Origin of the sequence: Pseudomonas sp. MPC6, from assembly GCF_006094435.1 — a bacterium.
Taxonomy (GTDB): domain Bacteria; phylum Pseudomonadota; class Gammaproteobacteria; order Pseudomonadales; family Pseudomonadaceae; genus Aquipseudomonas.
Map to the genome: position 1 here is coordinate 5,149,418 of NZ_CP034783.1, position 23,495 is coordinate 5,172,912.

Annotated in this window: 21 protein-coding genes; 1 reads left to right on the plus strand and 20 read right to left on the minus strand. The window is 61.3% G+C overall.

Annotated features, from left to right (window positions below; all coding sequences use genetic code 11):
• Position 1 precedes the first annotated feature (1 nt).
• The 18 genes from ELQ88_RS25770 to flhA all read right to left on the minus strand — a co-directional run bounded on the left by ELQ88_RS25770 (position 2) and on the right by flhA (position 20,381).
• Complete coding sequence (locus ELQ88_RS25770) at positions 2 to 2,857, minus strand: type VI secretion system Vgr family protein (RefSeq protein ID WP_178084772.1); 2,856 nt, start codon at positions 2,855 to 2,857, stop codon at positions 2 to 4.
• Between the two features lie 43 nt (positions 2,858 to 2,900).
• Positions 2,901 to 3,995: a hypothetical protein gene (locus tag ELQ88_RS25775; protein ID WP_138968588.1), complete on the minus strand. Its 1,095-nt coding sequence runs from the start codon at positions 3,993 to 3,995 to the stop codon at positions 2,901 to 2,903.
• Between the two features lie 9 nt (positions 3,996 to 4,004).
• Positions 4,005 to 4,259: a PAAR domain-containing protein gene (locus tag ELQ88_RS25780; protein ID WP_128869461.1), complete on the minus strand. Its 255-nt coding sequence runs from the start codon at positions 4,257 to 4,259 to the stop codon at positions 4,005 to 4,007.
• Positions 4,260 to 4,480: 221 nt separating this feature from the next.
• Complete coding sequence (gene rarD, locus ELQ88_RS25785; RefSeq protein WP_138968590.1) at positions 4,481 to 5,380, minus strand: EamA family transporter RarD; 900 nt, start codon at positions 5,378 to 5,380, stop codon at positions 4,481 to 4,483.
• A gap of 517 nt (positions 5,381 to 5,897) precedes the next feature.
• Positions 5,898 to 6,293 carry a DUF2802 domain-containing protein gene (locus tag ELQ88_RS25790; RefSeq protein WP_138968592.1) on the minus strand — a complete coding sequence of 132 codons (396 nt, stop codon included), beginning with the start codon at positions 6,291 to 6,293 and terminating at the stop codon, positions 5,898 to 5,900.
• Positions 6,294 to 6,779, minus strand: a complete 486-nt coding sequence (locus tag ELQ88_RS25795) for a chemotaxis protein CheW (protein WP_128869458.1) — start codon at positions 6,777 to 6,779, stop codon at positions 6,294 to 6,296.
• Positions 6,780 to 6,862: 83 nt separating this feature from the next.
• Positions 6,863 to 7,714: a CheW domain-containing protein gene (locus ELQ88_RS25800; RefSeq protein ID WP_138968594.1), complete on the minus strand. Its 852-nt coding sequence runs from the start codon at positions 7,712 to 7,714 to the stop codon at positions 6,863 to 6,865.
• Between the two features lie 210 nt (positions 7,715 to 7,924).
• On the minus strand, positions 7,925 to 8,713 hold the full coding sequence (locus ELQ88_RS25810; RefSeq protein ID WP_128869741.1) for a ParA family protein: 789 nt from the start codon (positions 8,711 to 8,713) through the stop codon (positions 7,925 to 7,927).
• 42 nt (positions 8,714 to 8,755) lie between these two features.
• On the minus strand, positions 8,756 to 9,649 hold the full coding sequence (motD, locus tag ELQ88_RS25815; protein WP_128869740.1) for a flagellar motor protein MotD: 894 nt from the start codon (positions 9,647 to 9,649) through the stop codon (positions 8,756 to 8,758).
• 15 nt (positions 9,650 to 9,664) lie between these two features.
• Complete coding sequence (locus tag ELQ88_RS25820; protein WP_138968597.1) at positions 9,665 to 10,405, minus strand: flagellar motor protein; 741 nt, start codon at positions 10,403 to 10,405, stop codon at positions 9,665 to 9,667.
• Positions 10,405 to 11,535, minus strand: a complete 1,131-nt coding sequence (locus ELQ88_RS25825) for a chemotaxis response regulator protein-glutamate methylesterase (RefSeq protein WP_138968599.1) — start codon at positions 11,533 to 11,535, stop codon at positions 10,405 to 10,407. The genes ELQ88_RS25820 and ELQ88_RS25825 overlap by 1 nt, the downstream gene beginning before the upstream one ends.
• Positions 11,536 to 11,585: 50 nt before the next feature.
• Complete coding sequence (locus ELQ88_RS25830) at positions 11,586 to 13,850, minus strand: chemotaxis protein CheA (RefSeq protein ID WP_138968601.1); 2,265 nt, start codon at positions 13,848 to 13,850, stop codon at positions 11,586 to 11,588.
• Positions 13,851 to 13,873: 23 nt separating this feature from the next.
• Complete coding sequence (locus ELQ88_RS25835) at positions 13,874 to 14,662, minus strand: protein phosphatase CheZ (protein ID WP_128869738.1); 789 nt, start codon at positions 14,660 to 14,662, stop codon at positions 13,874 to 13,876.
• Positions 14,663 to 14,684: 22 nt separating this feature from the next.
• Complete coding sequence (locus ELQ88_RS25840; RefSeq protein ID WP_162493647.1) at positions 14,685 to 15,056, minus strand: chemotaxis response regulator CheY; 372 nt, start codon at positions 15,054 to 15,056, stop codon at positions 14,685 to 14,687.
• Positions 15,057 to 15,224: 168 nt separating this feature from the next.
• Positions 15,225 to 15,965 carry an RNA polymerase sigma factor FliA gene (gene fliA, locus ELQ88_RS25845; RefSeq protein ID WP_128869737.1) on the minus strand — a complete coding sequence of 247 codons (741 nt, stop codon included), beginning with the start codon at positions 15,963 to 15,965 and terminating at the stop codon, positions 15,225 to 15,227.
• Positions 15,962 to 16,792, minus strand: a complete 831-nt coding sequence (fleN, locus tag ELQ88_RS25850; RefSeq protein ID WP_007975361.1) for a flagellar synthesis regulator FleN — start codon at positions 16,790 to 16,792, stop codon at positions 15,962 to 15,964. The genes fliA and fleN overlap by 4 nt, the downstream gene beginning before the upstream one ends.
• Positions 16,793 to 16,908: 116 nt before the next feature.
• Positions 16,909 to 18,240, minus strand: coding sequence for a flagellar biosynthesis protein FlhF (gene flhF / locus ELQ88_RS25855; protein WP_128869736.1), 1,332 nt, complete (start codon positions 18,238 to 18,240; stop codon positions 16,909 to 16,911).
• A gap of 11 nt (positions 18,241 to 18,251) precedes the next feature.
• Positions 18,252 to 20,381 carry a flagellar biosynthesis protein FlhA gene (gene flhA, locus ELQ88_RS25860; protein WP_138968603.1) on the minus strand — a complete coding sequence of 710 codons (2,130 nt, stop codon included), beginning with the start codon at positions 20,379 to 20,381 and terminating at the stop codon, positions 18,252 to 18,254.
• Between the two features lie 663 nt (positions 20,382 to 21,044).
• Between flhA and ELQ88_RS25865 the strand changes: the two genes are divergently transcribed.
• On the plus strand, positions 21,045 to 21,407 hold the full coding sequence (locus tag ELQ88_RS25865) for a DUF6124 family protein (protein ID WP_138968605.1): 363 nt from the start codon (positions 21,045 to 21,047) through the stop codon (positions 21,405 to 21,407).
• 160 nt (positions 21,408 to 21,567) lie between these two features.
• On the opposite strand, the gene flhB is transcribed toward ELQ88_RS25865, so the two are convergent.
• Positions 21,568 to 22,707, minus strand: a complete 1,140-nt coding sequence (gene flhB, locus ELQ88_RS25870; protein WP_128869732.1) for a flagellar biosynthesis protein FlhB — start codon at positions 22,705 to 22,707, stop codon at positions 21,568 to 21,570.
• Between the two features lie 3 nt (positions 22,708 to 22,710).
• Positions 22,711 to 23,493 carry a flagellar biosynthetic protein FliR gene (gene fliR, locus ELQ88_RS25875; protein WP_138968607.1) on the minus strand — a complete coding sequence of 261 codons (783 nt, stop codon included), beginning with the start codon at positions 23,491 to 23,493 and terminating at the stop codon, positions 22,711 to 22,713.
• Between the last annotated feature and the right edge of the window lie 2 nt (positions 23,494 to 23,495).

Here is a 23,495-nt window from a genome sequence, read left to right on the forward strand (position 1 = left end):
GTCAAGCCTCCGGTTTCGGCGAGTTCAGTTGGGTGTAGGCCTGGCGAAACCGGCTACGTTCTTTCTGCGCGGAGATGTCCGGATGAGGCTGACTTTCGTGTCGATGGAAGCCTTGATTGGCACGTTCGGCGTTGTCCGGATCACCCAGGTACTCACCGCCCACCGGCACGTCGTAGCTGACGCCGTTAGCGAGTTCGATGCGGTAGCGGGAGGTGGTGACATGATGCTCGACTGCGAACCGGCCGCTGGCATCCATGACGCCTTTGCCTACCTGCGCACCGTCGGCGAAGACCGTGTACGGCATGCCCTTCCACGACTGATAACCTGCGGCGCTGCTTTGCCCAGCCAGCAACGTGAGGGTCTTGCTGATCGAGGCTGTCGGCCACGCCGGGTTATCGCGGTTGAGTTGCGCCGGCCCACCAATGGTTTTTTTCACGCCCTTGACATCGACGGTGCCGGGCGCATGGATATCGATGTTGCCGTCTTTGATACGGATGTAGGCGCCACCGCTGGTGAGCAGGATCTCATCCTGCGCGGCAATCTCGACGGTCCGGGCGGTGGACGTAATGCGCACGCTGTCCCTGGCGGTGAGCTCGATGCGATCGTTCTGGGCCTGGATTTCGATATTGCCTTTGGCCGCAAACAATTTGGCGCCAGCGGCTTGGGCGAACAGGCTGATACTTTCAGCCACGCTGGCCAGCAATGATTTGCCGCTGGCGAGGTTGATGTCCTCCCCTGTCGAGAGGGTCAATTGCTTGCCGCTATGCAGGTGGGTGTTTTGCGGCGTGGCGGTGGCGATGTCGGCCGGGGCCGAGGCGATCAGCAGCGGTTGGCGGTAACCGGTCGTCTGGCCACGGCCACCGTTGCTGATCGCCGCCTCGGTGTCGCCCGCATTGCGCAATTGCCCTGTGGTGCCGGCCATGCCTTTTGCTGCGCTGCCATAGTTCAGCTGAGTGTCGGCGTTCAGTTGTTCGAGGCTGTCGACGCCTCCTTGCATCGGCAAGGCATTGTGCTGCCGAGCGGCCTCGGACAATGACTTGACCCGCTCTTGTGCGTTCGTCAGTTGCTGCCGGGCTTCTTGAACATCGAGCTGACCGCCTTGCGCGTTGTTGCGCGGCCATGTGCTGAGGTACAACCCTTGCTGTGCGCGCAAGGCGCCATAGGCATCGGTGCGCAGTTCAAAACCGGCGCCACGCAAGGCGCCACGCTGATTGCCCTGCTGGTCGATCAGATAGCCGAGGTTCAACTGGCTGTGCCCGTGACTGCTGTGGATCTGGGTACGGACCTGGCCCGTGGAATCGTCCATGACCCACTGGTTGTAACCCCGCCCCTGAATTTCCTGGCTTTTATAACCACTCATCAAACCGCTCGAGTGCCAGGCGGGCTTATGCCCGCCATAGACCTGACCCATCACCAGGGGGCGGTCGATGTCATTATCCAGGAAAGTGATCACGACCTCTTCCCCTGAGCGTGGCACGTTCACACTGCCCCATCCTTCGCCACTGCTGGCCTGCATCATGCGCAGCCAGCATGAGCCCAGCTCACCGTCCTTCACCAGACGATCCCAATGAAAACGCACGCAGATTCGATTGAGGTTGTCGGTAAAAACTTCGCGACCGCTCGGGGTCACGACCACTGCGGTCTGCGGCCCGGGATTGGCTGGCTTGGCATGAGCGAACGGGCTGCGATAGGCCATGTCCAGGCGCTGGGTCTCGAATCGGTTTTGATAAATACCCTCACCGCCCGCAGCCAGCATCGACTTCCCTTGCCCCGTCTCGAAAAGCGCTCTCAGGCTACCGGGTGGATTGATCCGTTGCGTGCCGACTGGCAGGTTGCTCTGGGCGAAGAACTCGACGGCGATGATCAGGAATTGGCGGTCCTTGCGCGTCTTCATTTCATACAACGGATGTTGGGTCAGCTCGAAGCCATGGCCTGGTTGCATCTGGCGTACGCCACCCTGGCCATGAATGCGTCTGGCAGCGGATTCGTCCTGTTCGATCTGCACACGGCTGAGCCAGTCGCCACGGTCGAGGTTCTGCCAGGCATATTGCCCACGGTATTGATAACGTTCGAGATCCGCCGGCGCCGATGCGGCAGGCAACGCCAGCGCTTGTGCGACTTGTGATCGGGCATGACAGAAATAGTCGTTGCTGCTGGATTGCACTACGCCATTGAGCAAGCGAGTACCGGGGCTCCATTGGGTAATGCTGTCTTGCTGGGCGGCGGCTTGTTGGGTGTGAAATCTCAAGGTTGGCGGGTTCAGGGTCGGCAAGAACAGGACACTGTCGGTGAACACGATGCAGTGGCTGTCGACTTGATGTTCCACATACCAGAACAGGCCTTCTTGCTCGCACCAGCGCTGGACGAAGTGCGCGTCGCTCTCGTTGAACTGGGTGACATAGGACAGCAGCGGATAGTCCCGTGACAAATCAAAGCGGTAGGCACCATGAGCCTGGCTGTAGCGTTGGAACACCTGGGCGAGGATGTCCGGGAGATTCACCTCCTGCCAGATCCGGCAATCCACCCGGTATTCCAGCAGGCTGAACCAGGGCGCGAAGACCAATTGCCAGTCGTCAAGACCGCCATCGCTGCCCAGGTAACGCACGCTGTCCACCCAGCCATGCCTGGGACTCAAAGTGCCGTCGTCGAGCTTGATGCTCAGTTGGACGGCCTGGCCAATGAGTTGCTCCGGGTCGAAAGCCGGGGTCTGGTTGATCACATCGACCGTATAGCGAGGCACCTGGCTCAGTCGCTCTTGGGCATGGGCTCGCAGGGCGAACAGTTCTTGCCCTTGGGGCGTCGTCAGTTGCAACAAGCGTTCGGCCTGGCTCAGCGGCTGGCCGTACGGGGCCGTCACGGTGTCAGTGATTGAATCCACCTTTCAAAACTCCTTGTTTTCATTAGTCCCTGATGCTTGCGCCGATCAGCCAGCCTTGAGTCTGGTCGGCCTGGGTGCGATCCAATATCCAGACGGCACTGTCGGAGTCAGCGCTGGCGGTCAGCCAGGCGAGGCCTATCTGCACCCATTGCTCGGTCACAGGCCCGAACCGTGCGCCGATGAGGCTGAGGCGAATCTGTCGCTCGAGGTCCAGGGCCGGCAGAAAACCCCGGGCGTATCGGTTGAGCTGGTTGAGGCGTTGACCCTCCAGCGCGCCATCGCCGATCAACCCCTTCACTCGCGATGGATCAATGGCCGTACGCTGGCTGAGTGCTGTCATCAACTGTTCAAGTGTCTGCGTGTCGTTGCGATCCTGCGCGGTGCGCGGGGCGTGGCTCAGACTGATTGGAGCAAACAGCTTCAGAAGACTGTCGGGCTGCAGCTGCGCTGTTTTGGATTCGCGGCGCAGCAACACCGCGCTAACCGCTTCGCCAGCCAGCTGATCAGGCAAACACGCCGATAGCTGCTCCTTGCAGGCCCAGGTGTCCAGGCTCAGGCACAACAGGTATTGCGCGCCGGCACTGCGGGCAAGCACCTCGGGCAACCACAGCGCCGGGACTTGCGTTTGCAGGTCGAAACCACGGTGTGGCAATAGCGCACGGGGCCATAGGCTCACGACTCGATCAAGCCAGTCCATTGCGCGGACAGCACTTGGCACGAACAACACAACCTGCGTGTTGGGCCAATCAATGGAATCCCGGAAGGCCGGTGCCCATTGTTTCAAAGCCGCCTGCAGGATTTCGCTGGAGCGGCCCGGCGCGTTGATGTCTGGACGCTCGGCTGCCGGGGTCGCGAGTCGGCGAACAGGCCGGCGCAGCCCGCGCTCATCGAGCAGGCGTGGGTCGTGAGAAAAGTCGGAGGGTAAACCGGCCAGCTCGCTCGCTGACAACGGTGCTTCAAAGGCGCCACAAGGTAGCCAGACCCAGGCTCGCACAATGCTGGCGCAGGTAGAGGCAAAATCACCCTTGGGACATCCTGCTTCTGCCAGGCGTTGCTTTTCCTGCTCGGCCAGGCGTCGCTCGGATATTCGATCGAAAAGACTGGTACGGGTTGTCATCTCTGATCCTTAGAGAACGCCGGTGTCCTTTTGCGTAGCAACCAACCGCGCACCGCAGGCAGTCAGGTCCCCGTCACGCGCGACCGCCCTGTCATCGTCCAGCAGGGTTTCGTCGCCACTGCCAATCGTGCATTCCCCATGGGGGCAAGACACGCGATCGCCGACTCGCGCAATCGCGAGACCATTGATAAAAGTAGAGGGGGATCCTTCAACCACCCGGCCCCCATCAGAGGTCGGGTCGTTGAAAACGATGATGGGTTGCATGATGGACGTCCGTGTTTGAACAGGCGCGAGTCGATTCGCGGAACCACACCGTACTAACGGCCAACCAGTGTCACAAGTCGGCACATTCCGTAAATCTTGTAGCCTGGGTCCTAGGACGGCGTAGTCCGCGTCCTAGGACCATCAACGCCGCCTCAGCCGGGGTCAGGCCGCACACCCGAAAGTGTTCCGCCCCAGAAAGACGTCACGGTACGCAGTGATGATTATTGATCGGCAAACTTGATTGCGCGGCGCATTCGGTTCAGGTGCTTCAACCCTTCGATGATCAATACCACCACGGCCAGCCAGATCGGCAGGTAGGTCATCCACTGCCCCGGTTTCAGGCTGTCACCGAGCAACAGCGCCACGGCGACCAGCAGCACCGGTTCGGCGTAGCTGAGCAGCCCGAACAGACTGAAAGGCAGCAGCCGACTGGCGAGGATATAAGCATACCCAGCCGCCGCACTGACGATGCCCATGAGCGGAACCAGCCAGTACAGCGCCGGCCGTTGCGCGCCGATGTCGGCCAACGGCTCGCCGCTGAGCACAAACCACAGCGCCGCCGGGATCATCAGCAGCATGTCCAGCCACAACCCGCCCAGGTTGTCCGTGCCGAGGCGCCGACGCAATACGAAGTACAGCGGATAGCCAAGCGCTACGACCAGCGTGGTCCAGGAAAATCCGCCGGTGCGGTACAGCTCGTTGATCACACCGATGGCGGCGAATACCGCTGCGATTTTTTGCAGGTGCGACATGCGCTCGCCATACACGATGCGCCCGGTGATCACCATCGTCAGCGGCAACAGGAAGTAGCCCAGCGACACGTCCAGACCATGGCCATTGAGCGGCCCCCACATGAAGATCCACAGTTGCACCGCGACCAGCGCACTGGTGAGCAGCACGCCGACAATCAGCCTGGGTTTTTCACGCACGCGCCGATAGATCTGCGGGACCCATTTCCAGTCGCCGGACAGGCAGATGAACAAGGTCATGAAAGGCAGCGAAATGAGCATTCGCCAGCCGAAGATTTCCTGACCGTTCAGCGGGGAAAGAAGAGACGTAAAGTAATACAGAACGCCAAACAGAAATGATGCGGATACCGCAAAAACAACACCTTTAGACACAACAGCCTCGACAAAAACCGCATGAATCGAATTGAAATCGAGATCACTTAAAAGTGCGAGATTACTGATAGGCAAGCATTAAACGCGACAAGGCAGTCATTGCCATACTTCAACTTTACGGTTGGTATTTTCAGCAACAAGAATCAGGCACAGTTATATGTTTTTTATTATATTGCGCAAAGTTCATCCGGCACGTTATCGAACCCGACTTCGGTTATTGATAGAAGAACACCCAGTACGAGTGCTTCCAGGTAAAACGCTGCAATCGCGCAAAATGCTCGCTGCGATTGAGTTAGAGCCCTGATTTTAAGGGCTTTCGCCTGCACCAGAGCGGGACAGGACGAATGGTTTGTTACGGTTGACGCTTATTCACAGGCCAATAGATTGCCAGTTGGCCTGACGACAGAGAATATAGAAAATGACCGAATTAGTCCAATAAAAAATCGTAGCCTGCGCAAGCGTTGACTCGCGCCTGCACCCTGCGATTTTGAACTTGTTGCTGATCGCTTAAAATGGCTCAGCTGTTTTTATGCAACTTACTCATCAACTCCGCCTCGGCCTGGGTCAAGCCGCAGGACTGAGTCAGTTCATTGACGCTCGCCCCCATGCCCACCAGGCGCGCCGCCTGGGCGAACGACAGGCTCGATGGGTCACGCTGTTCCAGCTGCGTCAGTTTGTCCGGCAACGGCCCGACCACCGCGCGCAATTCCTGCAGGTCCTGCCCCATGCGCACGTTGCTGTTCTGGTAGTCGTCGACGCGCTTGGCCAGGTCCTTGATGCGTTGATCGCGCAGCGCATCGCCCCCGGCCTGTTGCGCGGCGACCAGCTTTTGCGCGCGAACGTAGGCCAGGAACATCGCCAGCGTGCCTGCCCACAAGAGGAACAGGACAACGACCGCCACCTCAAGCATCAATCAGATGTTCTCCAGGTCCGACCATTCTTCTTCGCTCATCATCTTGTCCAGTTCGACCAGGATCAGCAATTCGTTGTTCTTGTTGCACACGCCTTGAATGAACTTGGCGGACTCGTCGTTACCGACGTTCGGCGCGGTTTCGATTTCCGACTGACGCAGGTAAACCACTTCGGCCACGCTGTCGACCATGATCCCGACCACTTGCTTGTCGGCTTCGATGATGACGATACGGGTGTTGTCGCTGATCTCGGCGTTCATCAGGCCGAAGCGCTGACGGGTGTCGATCACGGTAACCACGTTGCCGCGCAGGTTGATGATGCCCAGCACGTAGCTCGGCGCGCCCGGGACCGGGGCGATTTCGGTGTAGCGCAGGACTTCCTGAACGCGCATCACGTTGATGCCGTAGGTTTCATTGTCCAGCTTGAAGGTGACCCATTGCAGGATCGGATCTTCGGAACCTTTTGCGGACGACGCCTTATCATTCATACCCTGATCCCTCGATAAACCGCCCTGGCGGTGTGTGTTCTGTGCGGCGGCATGCAGTGCCGCCTTCTGTTGTCATGTAGTTTCTAGGTCGGGCCGGCTTTGCTGCCGCCCATGTGCTTTGCCCCGCCGCTGGCAATCAACTCGGCCAGTTCGGTAACGTCGAGCAACGCACACATGTGTTCAATCACCGTGCCTGCCAGCCACGGCCGCTGACCGCGGTGGCTGCGCCATTTGATTTCGTTCGGGTCCAGGCGCAGCGAACGGCTGACCTGATGCACCGCCAGTCCCCACTCGTAGCCCTGCACCGAAATGACGTATTGCAGGCCCTGGCGGAAGTCATCGCGATAACGGTCGGGCATGACCCAGCGCGCGGTATCCAGCACCTTCAGGTTGCCGGCCTGGCTCGGCAGGATCCCGAGGAACCAGTCCGGCTGACCGAACAGCGGTGTCAGTTCGTGACCGGCCAACGAATAGATCGAACCCAGGCACACCAGCGGCACCGCCAGGGTCAACCCGGCGACATCGAACAACAGGCATTCGAATGGCTCGGCGGCCCATGAAGGACGACCGTTTGCTCCAACCGTTGGTGGCGTGGTACCGGGCGCCTGATGGACGTCGACTACCGGCGGTACCAGGGTTTGCGGTGGTGGCGCGAGGCTCGATACGGCTGCCGGCACCGCTGTTGGCGCGGCATCGATCATGACCGGCGTATTTGCGAGCGCGGCAAGCACTGGCGTGGCGGCCACAACGGCTTTCTGCGCATCAAGCGCCTGCTCTTCAAGCACTGCCGCCTGGAATTCATCCAGCGCACTGTCGTCTTCGACCACCTCGGGGACGTCTGCCGTGAGCTCGTCGGTCGCGTCCATCAGCAAGTTGTCCAGATAGGACTGTAGCGCCAGTTGCGGACGTGAAGTGATCTTTGCCGGCCTGTTCACTAACGCCCACCCATTGTAGGAGCGAGCTTGCTCGCGAAAAACCTAAGCGCGCCGCGGGGTGTCAGGTTTCCAGCGTTATCGTTGACGACCATCGCGAGCAAGCTTGCTCCTACAGCGAAGAACCTGAGCGCGCCGCGGGGTGTCAGGTTTTTTGCGTTATCGTTGACGACCATCGCGAGCAAGCTTGCTCCTACAGGACTCGGGCTCATCTCAGGCAACCTGCGGGACGAGTTGTGCCGCCAACAGGTGCTTGAGCAAGGCGCGATAAGCGAGGACGCCGCGGCTCTTGCCGTCGAATTGCGAAGGCGTCATGCCGGCAAGGCTGGCATCGCGCAAGCGGGTGTCGACCGGGATGTGGCCCTGCCAGATTTCCTCGGGGTACCTGTCGCGCAACAGCCGCAGCGTCCCGAGGGAGGCCTGGGTGCGACGATCGAACAAGGTCGGCACGATGCTGTACGGCAGCGCCTGGTTGCGTGAGCGGTTGATCATCGTCAGGGTGCTGACCATGCGCTCCAGGCCTTTGACCGCCAGGTGCTCGGTCTGCACCGGGATCACCAGCTGCTGGCTCGCCGCCAAGGCATTGACCATCAGCACGCCGAGCAACGGCGGGCTGTCGATCACGGCGTAATCGTAGTCCTGCCACAACTGCGCCAGGCTCTTGGCAATCACCAGGCCCAGGCCGCTCTGGCCCGGCGACTGGCGCTCGAGGGTCGCCAGGGCGGTGCTCGAGGGCAGCAGCGAAATGTGTTCATGGCTGGTGGACAACAACAGCTGACCGGGCAACCCCGCGGGCACGCTGCCCTTGTGCAGGAACAGGTCGTAGACGCTGTGTTCCAGCTTATCGGGGTCATAACCGAAGTAACTGGTCATGGAGCCGTGGGGGTCGAGATCGACCACGACCACGCGCTTGCCCGCCTCGGCCAGTAACCCGGCTAAAGCGATGGAGGAAGTGGTTTTACCGACACCACCCTTTTGATTGGCGACTGCCCAGACTCTCATTGGATTGTTCCTCCCGGCCGAGCGGCTCGACCGAGAAATAGCTCAGGGTATTAATGCGGGTGACGGAGAATTGACGGCACTCTCTCGTCCCGGCGACTTGATCGGGGTCGGTGCAGTTTGTGTGCCAGCACGCCTCAATGCGGCATCCGGTTTGGCATGGGCGGTTCCGGTGCCGGTCAGGCTGCGACGTATATCGAGATTTCGCGACACCACCAACACCACGCGACGGTTGCGCGCCCGCCCCTCGGCGGTCGCGTTATTGGCCACCGGCTGGAACTCACCGTAACCCACCGACGCCAGACGACCGGGGTTCACCCCCTGCATCGCCAGCATGCGCACGATGCTCGCCGACCGGGCCGAGGACAGCTCCCAGTTGGTCGGGTATTGCGCGGTGCGGATCGGTCGATCGTCGGTGAAACCTTCGACATGGATCGGGTTGTCGAACGGCTTCAGGATCGCCGCGACCTTGTCGATGATGCTGAACGCGATATCGCTGGGCATGGCGTCGCCGCTGCCGAACAACAGGCTGGAATTGAGCTCGATCTCCACCCACAGTTCATTGCCGCGCACGGTCATCTGGTTGGCGCTGATCAGGTCGCCGAACGCCGCGCTGATGTCAGCGCCGATGCTTTTCAGCGGATCGTTGGCGGCCGGGGCGATGCCCGCGTCGATCTGCTCGCTGTCCTTGACCAGCGGCTTGGCCGGGTTCATGGTCCTCGGTCGTTCGTCGCCGATGGGGATCGGCGTGAGCGCGCGATCGGCGTCGGTGAAGACGCCGATCAACGCTTCGGAAATAACCTTGTACTTGCCTTCGTTGATCGAAGAAATCGAGTACATCACCACGAAAAAGGCGAACAGCAAGGTGATGAAGTCCGCATAGGACACCAGCCAGCGTTCGCGATTAACGGGCTCTTCAGGTCGCCGGCGACGCGCCATTGTCCATGACCTCCCTCAATCCATGAAGCCGTGAAGCTTCAACTCGATCGAGCGAGGGTTCTCACCTTCGGCGATCGACAGGATGCCTTCCAGCAGCATTTCGCGGTATCGCGACTGGCGCAGGGCGACGGACTTGAGCTTGGCGGCAATCGGCAGCAGGACCAGGTTGGCACTGGCCACGCCATAGATGGTGGCGACGAAGGCCACGGCAATGCCGCTGCCCAATTGTGACGGATCGGCCAGGTTGCCCATGACGTGGATCAGGCCCATCACCGCACCGATGATGCCGATGGTCGGCGCGTAGCCGCCCATGCTTTCGAAGACTTTGGCGGCCTCGATGTCGCGGTTTTCCTGGGTGTAGAAATCCACTTCCAGAATGCTGCGGATCGATTCCGGCTCGATGCCGTCCACTAGCAGTTGCAGGCCTTTGCGCGAGTAGGTGTCGGGTTCGGCGTCGGCCACCCCTTCCAGGCCGAGCAGACCTTCCTTGCGTGCGGTCATGCTCCAGCCCACCACGCGATCGATACCGCCGGCCAGGTCCAGCCGCGGCGGGAACAGGATCCAGACCAGAATCTGCAGGGCGCGCTTGAAAGCGCTCATCGGCGACTGCAGCAACGCCGCACCGACGGTCCCGCCGATGACAATCAATGCCGCCGGGCCGTTGGCCAGTGCGCCGAGGTGACCGCCTTCAAGGTAGTTGCCGCCGATGATCGCGACGAACGCCATGATGATCCCGATCAGGCTCAGAACATCCATCAGACACACGCCTCGACCAGGTGCCTGCCAATCTCGTCCAGGCCATACACCGCGTCGGCCAGTTCGGCTTTGACGATGGCCATCGGCATGCCGTAGATCACGCAGCTGGCTTCATCCTGCGCCCAGATCGAGCTGCCGCTCTGCTTGAGCAGGCGCGCACCTTCGCGACCGTCGGCGCCCATGCCGGTCAATACCACCGCCAGAACTTTGTCGCCGTAGGACTTGGCCGCCGAACCGAAGGTGATGTCCACGCACGGCCGGTAGTTCAGGCGTTCGTCACCCGGGAGGATTTTCACCGCGCCACGCCCGTCGATCATCATCTGCTTGCCACCCGGGGCCAGCAGCGCGAGCCCCGGACGCAGCAGGTCGCCATCCTCGGCTTCCTTGACGTGGATGCGGCAGAGCTTGTCCAGACGCTCGGCGAACGCCTTGGTGAAGGCTGCCGGCATGTGCTGGATCAACACGATCGGTGCCGGGAAGTTGGCCGGCAACTGGGTCAGCACCCGCTGCAGGGCCACCGGGCCGCCGGTGGACGTGCCGATCGCGACCAGTTTGTAGGCTTTACGCTTAGGCGCCGGCGACGACGATGCCGGGGCGTACGCACGTGCCGGAACCGGAGCTGGAGCCGGTGCCGGACGCGCAGGCGCGCTGCTGCTATAACTGCTGACGCTGGAAGGCGCAGGCGTCGGCGCTGCGACCGGAGCCGGAGCGCTATAGGCGCCGACACGCCGGTTACTGCGCGAGATGCTCAGGATCTTCTCGCACAGCAGCTGCTTGACCTTCTCCGGGTTGCGCGAGATGTCTTCGAAATTCTTCGGCAGGAAATCCACCGCGCCGGCGTCCAGCGCATCCAGGGTGACCCGGGCGCCTTCATGGGTCAGCGAGGAGAACATCAACACCGGGGTCGGGCAGCGTTGCATGATGTGCCGCACGGCGGTGATGCCATCCATCATCGGCATCTCGTAGTCCATGGTGATCACGTCCGGCTTGAGGGCCAGCGCCTGATCGATCGCCTCTTTGCCGTTGGTCGCCGTGCCGACCACCTGGATATTCGGATCGGCTGCAAGAATTTCCGAGACGCGGCGGCGGAAAAACCCCGAATCGTCCACCACCAGGACTTTGACTGCCATAAACACTCCATATGGACGGAGCAAGGCTCAGTCGCCCCGCCCCGCCAGAATCAAATACGCCGCGTGGCGTAACGCTTGAGCATGCTCGGAACATCGAGAATCAGCGCGATGCGGCCGTCACCGGTGATGGTGGCGCCCGACATGCCCGGGGTTCCCTGGAGCATTTTGCCCAATGGCTTGATCACCACTTCTTCCTGGCCCACCAGTTGATCGACGACGAAGCCGATCCGCTGGGTGCCCACCGAAACGATCACCACATGGCCTTCGCGCTGCTCTTCGTAAGCGGCGGAGCGGACCAGCCAGCGCTTGAGGTAGAACAGTGGCAGCGCCTTGTCGCGCACGATCACCACTTCCTGGCCGTCCACCACGTTGGTGCGCGACAGGTCGAGGTGGAAGATCTCGTTGACGTTCACCAGCGGGAAGGCGAACGCCTGGTTGGCGAGCATGACCATCAGCGTCGGCATGATCGCCAGGGTCAGCGGCACCTTGATGACGATCTTCGAGCCCTGGCCCTTGGCCGAGTAGATGTTGATCGAACCGTTGAGCTGGGAGATCTTGGTTTTCACCACGTCCATGCCCACGCCACGACCCGACACGTCGGAGATCTCGGTCTTGGTCGAGAACCCCGGGGCGAAGATCAGGTTGTAGCACTCGGTGTCGCTCAGGCGCTCGGCCGCGTCCTTGTCCATCACCCCGCGTTTTACCGCGATGGCACGCAGGACGTGCGGGTCCATGCCTTTGCCGTCATCGGAGATCGACAGCAGGATGTGGTCGCCTTCCTGCTCGGCCGCCAGAATCACCCTGCCGCCACGGGACTTGCCCGCGGCTTCGCGTTCTTCCGGCGATTCGATGCCGTGGTCGACGGCGTTGCGCACCAAGTGCACCAGCGGATCGGCCAGGGCCTCGACGAGGTTCTTGTCGAGGTCGGTTTCTTCGCCGACCAGCTCCAGGTTGATCTCTTTCTTGAGCTGGCGCGCCAGGTCGCGAACCAGGCGCGGGAAGCGTCCGAAAACCTTCTTGATCGGTTGCATCCGGGTCTTCATGACCGCGGTTTGCAGGTCGGCCGTGACCACATCGAGGTTGGACACGGCCTTGGACATGGCCTCATCGGCGCTGTTGGCGCCCAGGCGAACCAGGCGGTTTCGCACCAGCACCAACTCGCCGACCATGTTCATGATTTCATCGAGCCGCGCGGTGTCGACCCGCACGGTCGTCTCGGCTTCGCTGGCGTGTTTCTCGGCCGGCGGCGCCACCGGGGCACGCGCAGGCGCTGGGGCGGCCTTCACGGCTTCGGCTTGTGGCCCGGGAGCTTGTGGCTCGACGGCTTTGGCGACCGGTTTGGGCGCTGCAGCCTTGGCGACCGGTGTGGCCACCGATGCACTGGCACCGGCAGCGATGCCGATCTCAGAAAACTTGCCTTTGCCGTGCAGCTCGTCGAGCAGCGCTTCGAACTCGTGATCGGAGATCAGTTCGCTGCCCACCGCTACGGCCGTTGGCGCCGCCGGGACTGGAGCCGCAGCGATCGCCGATTCCAGCGCCTCGACCGCGAAGTTGCCCTTGCCGTGCAGTTGATCGAGCAGTGCTTCGAACTCTTCGTCGGTGATGTCGGAGCTGTCGCCTGCCGCTTTCGGCGCGGCCGCTGCGGCAGGCACTGCTGGCGCTGTGGGCGCAACCACGGCGTCGACGGCGAACCGGCCTTTACCGTGCAATTGATCGAGCAATGACTCGAACTCGGCATCGGTGATTTCGTCGCTGACCGGCGCAGTGTTGCTGACCGGTGCCGGAACGGAAGGCGCCGCCTCGGCCTGCGCCTTGATCGCGTTCAGCGAGTCCAGCAGTTGTTCGAATTCATTGTCGGTGATGTCATCCGGCACGCTGTCAGCCACAGGCGCCACGGCGGCAACCGGTGCCGCTGCGTCAGCCGATTGCGGCTCGGCCAGACGCGCCAGGGCCGCCAGCAACTCAGGCGTGGCGGCCGTGACCGGGCTGCGTTCGCGGACCTCGGTGAACATGCCGTTCACCGCGTCCAGCGCTTCGAGAACCACGTCCATCAATTCCGAGTCGACGCGACGCTCACCCTTGCGCAGGATGTCGAACACGTTCTCGGCGATGTGACAGCACTCCACCAGCTCGTGGAGCTGGAGGAAGCCGGCGCCTCCTTTTACAGTGTGAAAACCGCGAAAAATTGCATTGAGCAAGTCCGCATCATCCGGTCGGCTTTCAAGCTCGACCAGTTGTTCGGACAGCAGCTCTAGAATCTCGCCGGCTTCAACCAGGAAATCCTGAAGGATCTCTTCATCGGCGCCGAAGCTCATTAATGGGGTGCTCCTAACAGGTCTTAAAATCCAAGGCTGGAAAGCAAATCGTCCACATCGTCCTGACCGGACATGACGTCTTCTCTTTTATCGGCATGAATCTGCGGACCTTCACCCTGAGAGAGCTGTTTTTGCGGATCTTTTTCTGCCCGCATCGCTTCACGGTCATGTTCGATGCCCGCAAAGCGGTCCACCTGGCTGGCCATCAGCACGAGTTTGAGCAGATTGCTTTCAACTTCGGTGACCAATTGAGTCACACGCTTGATCACTTGACCGGTGAGGTCCTGATAATCCTGGGCGAGCAGGATATCGTTGAGGTTGCTCGACACAATGCGGTTGTCGGCACTGCTGCGTGTCAGGAAACCGTCGACCCGCCGGGCCAGTTCGCGGAACTCTTCAGCCCCGACTTCACGACGCATGAACCGTCCCCAGTCCGTGCTCAGCGCCTGGGCTTCCTGGCTCAGGCTGTTGACCAGCGGCGTGGCGTTCTCTACCAGGTCCATGGTGCGGTTGGCCGCGGCCTCGGTCAGCCTGACCACATAGCCCAGGCGCTCGGTGGCGTCCGTGATCTGGGACACTTCCTCGGCTTGCGGCATGTGCGGGTCAATCTGGAAATTGACGATCGCGTTATGCAACTCGCGGGTGAGCTTGCCCACCTCCTGGTACAGGCCGCGGTCACGGGTCTGGTTGAGCTCATGGATCAGTTGCACCGCGTCGCCGAACTTGCCTTTTTCAAGGCTTGCGACCAGTTCGACCGCGTGTTTTTTCAGGGTCGATTCGAAATCGCCCTGTGAAGATTCTTTTTGCTCCATAGCTCCCCCGTGGCGCCGTTGCTCAACCAATGCGTTCGAAAATCTTCTCGATTTTTTCTTTCAACGCCTGGGCCGTGAAGGGTTTGACCACATAGCCGTTGACACCGGCCTGGGCCGCTTCGATGATCTGCTCGCGCTTGGCTTCAGCGGTCACCATCAGCACCGGCAGGTGCTTGAGCTTTTCATCGGCACGCACGTGGCGCAGCAGATCGATGCCGGTCATGCCAGGCATGTTCCAGTCGGTGACCAGAAAGTCAATGCTGCCGCTGTTGAGCATCGGAATGGCCGTGGTGCCATCATCCGCCTCGACCGTGTTGGTGAACCCAAGGTCACGCAACAGGTTTTTAATGATCCGCCGCATCGTTGAGAAGTCATCAACGATGAGGATTTTCATGTTCTTGTCCAATTCGACCTCCAAGCAGTCTTAAACGCGCCCAGCACCTGGACGCGCCATTTCAATCAATCCGGCGATGCACTCGATGACTGTCTGGAACACAACAGATCGCGACCGGCGCAGTTGAACACCGCACCAGCCACGTTCGCAGTGTCCCCAACACTGCCTTCAGCGCGCTCGCCACTCCCCCAAACGCGCCCGCAAACGGGCCGCGCACTGGCTGTGTAACTGGCTGACCCGGGATTCGCTGACCCCCAGGACCTCGCCGATTTCCTTGAGATTGAGCTCTTCGTCGTAGTACAGCGCCAACACCAGTCGCTCACGCTCAGGCAAATTGGCAATCGCGTCCGCCAGCGCCGCCTGGAAGCGTTCATCTTCCAGGTCGCGCGACGGCTCCGGATGTGCACTCGCGCCGTCCTCGTGCAGCCCTTCGTGTTCGCCGTCCTGCAACAGATCGTCGAAACTGAATAACCGGCTGCCCAGGGTGTCGTTCAAAATCCCGTAATAATCGTCGAGACTCAATTGGAGTTCGGCCGCAACTTCGTGATCTTTAGCGTCGCGACCGGTTTTAGCTTCAATCGAGCGAATCGCGTCGCTGACCATGCGGGTATTGCGGTGGACCGAACGGGGCGCCCAGTCCCCCTTGCGCACCTCATCGAGCATCGCGCCGCGGATTCGGATGCCCGCGTACGTCTCGAAGCTGGCGCCTTTGCTGGCGTCATATTTGGTCGACACTTCCAGCAGGCCGATCATCCCGGCCTGGATCAGGTCTTCGACCTGGACACTGGCCGGCAGACGCGCCAGCAAGTGGTAAGCAATGCGTTTGACCAGTGGCGCGTAACGCTCGATCAGCTCGTACTGCACGTCACGCGCCGACTGCTTGTAAAAGTTGTAGCCACTGGCTGTCATAGCACCGGTCCTGCGGTTTGTTGCACCAGGCGTTCGACGAAAAACTCCAGGTGCCCGCGGGGGTTGGCCGGCAACGGCCAGGTATCGACCTTCTGTGCAATGGCCTTGAAGGCCAGGGAGCACTTGGAACGCGGGAAGGCTTCATACACGGCGCGCTGCTTCTGTACGGCCTTGCGCACGCTTTCGTCGTACGGCACGGCGCCGACGTATTGCAAGGCGACGTCGAGGAAGCGATCCGTGACCTTGGTCAGCTTGGCGAACAGGTTGCGACCTTCCTGCGGGCTCTGGGCCATGTTGGCCAGGACGCGGAAGCGGTTCATCCCGTAATCGCGGTTGAGCAACTTGATCAGGGCGTAGGCGTCGGTGATCGAGGTCGGTTCGTCGCAGACCACCAGCAACACTTCCTGGGCGGCGCGCACGAAACTGACGACCGACTCGCCGATGCCCGCCGCGGTGTCGATCACCAAGACGTCGAGGTTATCGCCGATATCGCTGAAGGCCTGGATCAGGCCGGCATGTTGCGCCGGGCTCAGATGCACCATGCTCTGCGTGCCGGACGCGGCCGGGACGATACGAATGCCGCCGGGGCCTTGCAACAGGACGTCGCGCAGCTCGCAGCGGCCTTCGATCACGTCGGCCAGGGTCCGTTTCGGTGTCAGTCCCAGCAGGACGTCGACGTTCGCCAGCCCCAGATCGGCGTCCAGCAGCATGACTCGCCGGCCGAGCTCCGCTAGAGCCAGGGACAAGTTCACTGACACGTTAGTTTTCCCGACGCCACCTTTGCCGCCGGTCACCGCGATCACCTGTACGGGATGCATGCTGCCCATGTTATTTCTTTACCTTGTCTTGCATAGACGGAGGCCACATTACTGGCTGCGCGTTCACCAACGGAACAATGCATGGCAGACCATCGATGTAGGTACAAAAACTATTCATTAATACCTCAGCCGACCCGCTTGGTCGGGCTGTGATAAATATCAGCGAACATATCAGCCATGGCTTCCTCGCTAGGTTCTTCCTGCATTTGCACGCTTACTGCGCGGCTGACCAACTGATGACGCCGCGGCAGATGCAAATCATCGGGAATCCGCGGGCCATCGGTCAGGTAAGCCACCGGTAAATCATGGCTGATGGCCAGGCTCAACACCTCGCCCAGGCTGGCCGTTTCATCCAGTTTAGTCAGGATGCAGCCGGCGAGCCCGCAGCGCTTGTAACTGTGATAAGCGGCCGTCAGCACCTGTTTCTGGCTGGTGGTGGCCAGGACCAGATAATTTTTTGACTTGATGCCGCGCACGGCCAGGCTTTCGAGCTGCATGCGCAATGCCGGGTCGCTGGCCTGCAGGCCGGCGGTATCGATCAGCACCACACGCTTGCGCAGCAAGGGATCGAGCGCCTGCACCAACGATTGCCCCGGGTCGACGTGCGTCACCGGCACATTGAGGATGCGGCCGAGGGTCTTGAGCTGTTCCTGGGCACCGATCCGGTAGCTGTCCATGCTCACCAGCGCGATATGCTGCGCGCCGTACTTGAGCACGTAACGGGCCGCGAGTTTGGCCAGGGTGGTGGTCTTGCCCATGCCCGCAGGGCCGACCATGGCAATCACACCGCCCTCTTCCAAGGGTTCGATCTCCGGTATGTTGATCATCCGCGCCAGGTGCGCCAGCAACATGCGCCAGGCCTGACGGGGCTCTTCGATGTCGGGAATCATGTCCAGCAGATCCCGGGACAACGGGCCGGACAGGCCGATGCGCTGCATGCGCCGCCAGAGGCTGGCCTGGGCCGGACGGCTGCCTTGCAGCTGGTTCCAGGCCAGGGAGCCGAGTTGCACTTCCATCAGTTCGCGCAGGCTGTTGAGCTCGAAACGCATCGAGTCGAACGCACGTGGGTCGACGCCGCCGGATGCAGGCGCGGCAGGCGCGGGTTCAGGGCGCGCAGGCTCGGCGAAAGTCGGTTCGACCAGCGGCTCGGCGGCAGTCAATGGCAGGCCGGCGAACAACTGGCGATTGGTGCCCTTGTCGCTCTCGCCTTCGCTGCGCAGGCTCAGTTCGGCCTGGGCGGTGACGATCCGCGACTGGGTCTTGCGCAGCTCGTCTTCGAGCTCCATGTTCGGCACGCGCGGCGCCAGCGCCGACAGCTTGTAATCCAGGGCAGCCGTCAGCTCGACACCACCGGCGATCCGGCGGTTGCCGATGATGGCGGCGTCAGCGCCCAGTTCATCACGAACCAGCTTCATGGCCTGACGCATATCGGCGGCGAAAAAACGCTTAACTTGCATGAACCCTTACCTCAGCCGTTGGGCCCTACTGTCGCAACGATGGTCACTTGCTTGTTGTCAGGGATTTCCTGATACGCCAACACATGCAAACCCGGGACGGCGAGTCGGCCAAATCGCGAGAGCATCGCGCGAACCGGGCCGGCTACCAGCAGAATCACCGGTTGACCTTGCATTTCCTGGCGCTGCGCCGCTTCGATCAACGAACGCTGCAGCTTTTCAGCCATGCTTGGTTCCAGCAGAACACCCTCTTCCGAGCCTTGTCCCGCCTTCTGCAGACTATTGAGCAATATCTGTTCCAACCTTGGCTCCAGCGTGATCACTGGCAGCTCGGAGTCAGTGCCTACAATGCTTTGGACGATTGCGCGGGACACGCCAACCCGCACGGCAGCCACCAGCGCGGCGGTATCTTGACTCTTGGCCGCGTTGTTCGCGATGGCCTCGGCAATGCTGCGAATGTCCCGCACCGGCACCTGTTCGGCCAGCAATGCCTGCAACACCTTGAGCAACTGCGACAGCGAAACCACGCCCGGCACCAGCTCTTCGGCCAGTTTTGGCGAGCTTTTTGCCAGCAATAGCATGAGTTGTTGCACTTCTTCGTGGCCGATCAGCTCACTGGAGTGCTTGTACAGAATCTGGTTCAAGTGGGTTGCCACCACGGTACTGGCGTCGACCACGGTGTAACCGAGGGATTGCGCCTGGGCACGCTGGCTGACTTCGATCCAGACCGCTTCCAGGCCGAAAGCCGGATCTTTGGCGTTTATGCCGTTCAACGTACCGTAGACCTGCCCCGGGTTGATCGCCAGCTCCCGATCCGGGTAAATCTCCGCTTCGGCCAGGATCACCCCCATCAGGGTCAGGCGATAGGCGCTCGGCGCCAGGTCGAGGTTGTCACGGATATGCACCGTCGGCATGAGGAAGCCGAGGTCCTGGGACAGCTTCTTGCGCACGCCCTTGATTCGCGCCAGCAACTGCCCACCCTGGTTGCGATCCACCAGCGGAATCAGGCGGTAGCCGACTTCCAGGCCGATCATGTCGATCGGGGTGACGTCGTCCCAGCCCAGCTCCTTGGTTTCCTGGGCGCGGGCCGGCGATGGCAGCAGCTCCTGCTGACGCTGCACCTCTTGCAGGGCCTGCACCTTGACCGTGTTCTGCTTCTTCCAGAACAGGTACGCGCCGCCGCCGGCCAGGGCCGCCATGCTGAGAAAGGAGAAGTGCGGCATGCCCGGCACCAGGCCCATCACTGCCATCAGACCGGCCGCGACCGCCAAGGCTTTCGGCGAGGCGAACATCTGGCGATTGATCTGCTTGCCCATGTCTTCGGAACCGGACGCACGGGTCACCATGATCGCGGCGGCTGTCGATAACAACAGTGATGGCAATTGCGCCACCAAACCGTCACCGATGGTCAACAACGCGTAGACCTTGCCGGCTTCGCCGAAGGTCATGCCGTGCTGGAAGATCCCGACCGCCACGCCGCCGATCAGGTTGATGAACAGAATCAACAGGCCGGCGATGGCGTCACCGCGCACGAACTTGCTGGCACCGTCCATGGAACCGTAGAACTCGGCTTCCTGGGCCACTTCGGAACGTCGGGCCTTGGCCTGGTTCTGGTCGATCAAACCGGCGTTCAAGTCGGCGTCGATCGCCATCTGTTTACCGGGCATGGCATCGAGGGTGAAACGCGCGCTGACCTCGGAAATCCGCCCGGCACCCTTGGTCACCACGACGAAGTTGATGATCATCAAGATCGCGAAGACCACGATACCGACCACGTAGTTACCGCCGATCACCACCTCGCCGAAGGCCTGGATCACCTTGCCGGCGGCGGCGTGGCCGTCCTGGCCGTGGAGCATCACCACCCGCGTCGAGGCCACGTTCAACGCCAGCCGCAGCAGCGTCGCCACCAGCAGGATGGTCGGGAACACCGCGAAATCCAGCGGGCGCAAGGCGTAGACGCAGACCAGCAGGACCACGATCGACAGCGCAATGTTGAACGTGAAAAACACGTCCAGCAGGAACGGCGGCATCGGCAACATCATCATCGCCAGCATGACCAGCAACAACAACGGCACGCCCAGATTGCCCCGACTCAGGTCGGCAACGTTCGTGCGAGCAGTGTTGAGTAACTGAGAGCGATCCACCGGTTTTTCCCCGTGCCTTTGAAGCAAACTTTTGACGCCAGATGCAGGCGCAGAGCGGCTACTGCAAGAAACCTTCCAACTTTTGCGGAGGGTTGAAACAGAGGGGTTTAATCGGGATTTTTTAGTGTCAGGGCCGACCTCTTCGCGGGCAAGCCCGCTCCCACAAGGTTCTGTGTCGACCGGTGATTTTGCGGTGGTCCCCGATCCTGTGGGAGCCGGGCTTGCTTGCGATGAGGCCGGCACTGCTGCCACCCATCTCCCGAAAAATACAAAATCTGAGCGGCTGAAGGCTGCGATCTTTTGATCTTAAACATCCGTGTTTAAACGACATCTCCAGACACTTACAGAGCCTACACATTCTTGCGCCGCAGCCTACGACTGCATCAGAATCCGCCGGCTTGTGCGCCTGAGGGCCGGGCTCTATCGTTTCTCGGTCGCTGAAAAGCAGCGATCGGGTTTGGTAGCCCGCCGCTCACACATGGCGCACAGCGTCACCTTGTCCAAGTGCTTTATCGGCACTTGTTTTTATGGTGGCTGTGCGCAGGGCGCCCTCGGGCGCGCCGGTTTTTCCATGTGGGCCGGTCTACCAACCTGCGTATGGCCGCCGCCTCTCGTTTGGTAGCGAAGGTGATGGCTCTTCCCATTACATATGGAGTTCCATCTATGTTCAAAGTAACGCCCAACCCGCCGGAAACCGATGCCGTTTCCCCAGACACCTCGATCGACTCGCAAAAACTCCACGAAGCCGCCGACCGAGCCCTCGATGAGTACATCAATCTATCCGCCCGCATAAACGCCACGGAGCGCAAGCCCAGCACGATGTTTGTGATTGCGCCCGGCATCGACACCGAAAGCCTGTTGGCCCACGCCTGCGAGTCGCTGGCGTCGGCCAGGGTCGTGGCGGATGACTTTGCTGCAGGGCTGAAAGGTTCACAGCGCCATACGATGCTGGCCATTTCGCAGATGATCATGCTCGGCGAATTGGCGGTGAATCGCGCGCTGGATAACCTCGATCCGCAGGGTTAGACAGAGTGATGCGGGCTTGAGTCAAAGCGCAATCCCTGTGGGAGCGGGCTTGCTCGCGAAGAGGGAGTGTCAGGCGGCACTGATTGCGCCTGACACTCCGCTTTCGCGAGCAAGCCCGCTCCCACAGGTTTTTGTGTATGGCTGACTGGTTTGGGGCTGGTCAGGAATCGCGGCGCAGGTCCGGCGGAATCGGCAGGTCATCCTTGAGCGGATCCGGGCGTTTGCCCTTGCCTGCGCGGTGCTGGCGGATCTGGTAGACGTAGGCCAATACCTGCGCGACGGCCAGATACAGCCCGCCCGGGATCTCTTGCTCAAGCTCGGTGGAGTAGTAGATCGACCGCGCCAGCGCCGGGGATTCGAGCAGCATCACCTCGTTGGCCACGGCAATCTCGCGCATCTTCAACGCGAGGAAATCACTGCCCTTGGCCACCAGCGTCGGCGCCCCGCCTTTGTCCGGGTCGTATTTGAGCGCCACGGCGTAGTGGGTCGGGTTGGTGATGACCACATCCGCATCAGGGATTGCCGCCATCATCCGCCGCTGGGACATTTCGCGCTGCAACTGGCGAATCCGTTGCTTGACCTCCGGCCGCCCTTCCTGGTCCTTGTGCTCGTCGCGAATTTCCTGCTTGGTCATCTTCAGTTTCTTGGCGGTTTCCCACAGCTGCACCGGCACGTCCACCGCGGCGATGATGATCAGGCCGCAGGCCATCCATAACGTGCTCCAGCCGACCACTTGCAGGCTATGGATGATCGCCATGTCCAGCGGTTCATGGGCGATGCGCAGCAGGTCGTCGATGTCCGAGGACAACACCGCCAGCGCCACGAACAGGATGATGAAAAACTTGGCCAGGGCCTTGAGCAGTTCCACCACGGCCTTGGCCGAGAACATGCGCTTGAGGCCGGCGCCGGGGTTCATCCGGCTGAACTTGGGCGCCATGGTGCCGGCGGAGAACAACCAGCCGCCCAGGGAAATCGGACCGATCACCGCCGCCAGCAACAAGGTGATCATTACCGGCTGGATCGCCAGCAAGGCAATCAGCCCCGAGTGCAGCAGGTAGGTGCCCATGGCGCCCTGGTCCAGCACCACCTCCCGCGGCAGCGTGAAGTTCATGCGCATCAGTTCCATCAGTTCCTGGGCCAGTGCACCGCCGAAAATCAGCAGTGCGCTGGCACCGGCGAGCATGATCGCCAGGGTGTTGAGTTCCTTGGAGCGGGCAATCTCGCCCTTCTCCCGGGCGTCCTTTTTCTTTTTCTCCGTGGGGTCTTCTGTTTTGTCCTGACCGCTTTCGCTCTCTGCCATGACTCAGCGCGCCCGTGCCAGTTCGCGTAACCACTGCAAGGCCTCGGAGGCCAGCGGTTGGTACTGATTGATGATGTCCGCCAGCCCGACCCAGACGATGAACAGCCCGAGCACCAGGGTCAGCGGGAAGCCGATGGAGAAGATGTTCAGTTGCGGCGCCGCCCGGGTCATCACGCCAAACGCGATGTTGACCACCAGCAACGCGGTGATCGCCGGCAGCACCAGCAACAGCGCAGCGCCCAGGACCCAGCCGAGCTTGCCGGCCAGCTCCCAGAAATGATTGACCACCAACCCGCTGCCGACCGGCAAGGTGGTGAAGCTCTCAGTGAGGATTTCGAACACCACCAGGTGGCCGTTCATGGACAGGAACAGCAGCGTGACCAGCATGGTGAAGAACTGCCCGATCACCGCCACCGACACGCCGTTGGTGGGATCGACCATCGAGGCGAAGCCCATGCCCATCTGAATGGAAACGATCTGCCCGGCAATGACGAAGGCCTGGAAAAACAGCTGCAAGGCGAACCCCAGCACCGCGCCGATCAGGATCTGCTCGGCAATCAGCAACAGCCCGCTCAAGTCCAGCGCATTGACCGGCGGCATCGGCGGCAGGCCCGGGACGATCACCACCGTGATGGCCAGCGCGAAGTACAGGCGCACGCGCAGGGGCACCAGGGTCGTGCCCACGATCGGCATCACCATCAGCAACGCCCCCACGCGAAAGAGCGGCAACATGAACGTCGCCACCCAGGTGCTGATCTGGGTATCGGTCAGCTGCAGCAGCGACATGG